Here is a 1,761-nt window from a genome sequence, read left to right on the forward strand (position 1 = left end):
CCACTGCATTCTTTAGCACCATCCCGCTGCGGCGCGTTGGCGATTGCGAGGCCGATATCGGCAATGCGGTAGCGGCGCTGTGCGGAGAGGACCTGTCCTATCTGACGGGCGCTACGATCCCGCTCGACGGCGGGCAGGCCAATTTCGACTGACGGAGGACGCGGCGATGGACTATCCGAGGGAGGAAGTGGAAGCCGCGATCGCAGGGCTGCGCGACGCCTTTGTCGAGGCGGAAAGGCGTGGAAGCTGGGCGTGGATCGCCGACGCATTCTATCATGAGGACTGTGTCTATGAGTGCCCCTATGGCGGCGCGATGTTCGTGCGCGCCGAGGGGCGCGAGGCGATCCGCGCGACGCATTACGGGCGCGACATGGACGTGGGCTCGGGCTGGCAGGGCTGGAGCTTCCCGATCCTCGGCTGGGCGATCAATGGCGCCCGGATCATCAGCGAATGGGTCAATCGCGGACCCGGCCGGCGCGCCGACGGCGGCTATTACGAGACACGGGGCGTGTCGCTCATCACCTATGGCGGCCGGGGCAAATTCTCCTACCAGATGGACCTGTTCGACATCGCGCACCAGATGCACCTTTGCGACGAGCTGGACGCGGCGGGGCTGCTGAGCCCGGCGCTGAGGCGCGACTGGGTCGAGCCGATGAAGGCGCGGATCGTCGCCATGCTGCAGAACGGAGATGCAGCATGAGCGCCGCCGACATCGTCGAGATCCAGCAACTGCTCGCGGCCTATGTCTTCGCGATCGACGCCAAGGACTATGACGCGCTCGACGCGGTGTTCATGCCCGATGCCGAGATCGACTATCGCGCGACGGGAGGGGCGACCGGCAACTATGTCGAGATCAAGCCCTGGCTCGCACGGGCGCTGGCCCATTTCTCCATCACCCAGCATCTTATCGGGCTGCCGCTGATCAAACTCGACGGCGATCGGGCGACCGCGCGGACAATGCTGTTCAACCCGATGCAGCTTTCTCGACCTGAGGGCGACCATCTGTTCCTGCTCGGCTGCACCTATGCCGACGAGCTGGTGCGCACCGAGGCGGGCTGGCGGATCACGAAGCGCGTCGAGACCGATTTCTGGGTCAAGGATCCGCCGACCGATTTCACCCCCGAGCCCGCGCCGTGAGCGCCGATCCCTTCAGCCCTGTTGCGATCGGCCCGATCACGCTTCGCAACCGCTTCATCCGTTCGGGCGCGAACGAGATGATGACGCGCGCCACACTACCCACGCGCGCGCTCGTCGAATATCACCGCGCCTATGCCGGGGGCGGGGTCGGCATGACGACGCTCGCCTATGTCGCGGTGTCGCGCGACGGGCGGACCTTTGCCGATCAGGGCGTGCTTTCGGACGAAAGTGTGCCGCATTACCGCGCGGTGACCGACGCTGTGCATGCCGCCGGCGCGAAAACCTCGGCGCAGATCACGCATGGCGGCAGCTTCGTCCAGCACAGGGAGCTGTCCACCCCGCGCGCCATGTCCGCGAGCGGAGGGATCGACAAGATGGGCGTGCTGCTGGGCCGCTTCCTCCAGCACGAAATGACACGCAGCGAGATGGAAAGGGTTACAGGAGAATTCGCCGCGGCCGCGCGACATGCCGAGGCTGCGGGATTCGATGCGGTCGAACTGCACATGGGGCACGGCTATCTGCTCAACCAGTTCATCTCGCCGCTCTCCAACTTCCGCCGCGATGAATATGGCGGATCGGCCGAGAACCGGGTGCGCTTTCCCGCAGAGGTGCTCGCGGCGGTCA

At 65.8% G+C, this 1,761-nt stretch carries 3 protein-coding genes and 1 pseudogene; all 4 read left to right on the forward strand.

The genetic code is table 11. The features are described 5' to 3' along the window. Positions 1–26: 26 nt before the first annotated feature. Entirely contained in the window at positions 27–152 is a 126-nt protein-coding gene (locus VGD20_RS08205) for a hypothetical protein (RefSeq protein ID WP_331133977.1), read from the forward strand. 14 nt (positions 153–166) lie between these two features. Next, positions 167–700 (forward strand): nuclear transport factor 2 family protein, encoded by a 534-nt coding sequence (locus VGD20_RS08210; protein ID WP_331133975.1) that lies wholly within the window; start codon positions 167–169, stop codon positions 698–700. After that, complete coding sequence (locus VGD20_RS08215; protein WP_331133976.1) at positions 697–1,137, forward strand: nuclear transport factor 2 family protein; 441 nt, start codon at positions 697–699, stop codon at positions 1,135–1,137. The genes VGD20_RS08210 and VGD20_RS08215 overlap by 4 nt, the downstream gene beginning before the upstream one ends. Next, a pseudogene (locus VGD20_RS08220) lies at positions 1,134–1,761 on the forward strand (NADH:flavin oxidoreductase); the annotation flags it as partial. The gene VGD20_RS08215 and the pseudogene VGD20_RS08220, both read left to right, overlap by 4 nt.

Source organism: Sphingopyxis sp., assembly GCF_036402335.1.
In the GTDB taxonomy this organism is placed as follows: domain Bacteria; phylum Pseudomonadota; class Alphaproteobacteria; order Sphingomonadales; family Sphingomonadaceae; genus Sphingopyxis.

Bases quoted from the DNA above. Each gene is read 5' to 3' on its own strand.
- VGD20_RS08210 (WP_331133975.1), top strand. From the start codon at position 167: ATGGACTATCCGAGGGAGGAAGTGGAAGCCGCGATCGCAGGGCTGCGC.
- VGD20_RS08215 (WP_331133976.1), top strand. From the start codon at position 697: ATGAGCGCCGCCGACATCGTCGAGATCCAGCAACTGCTCGCGGCCTAT.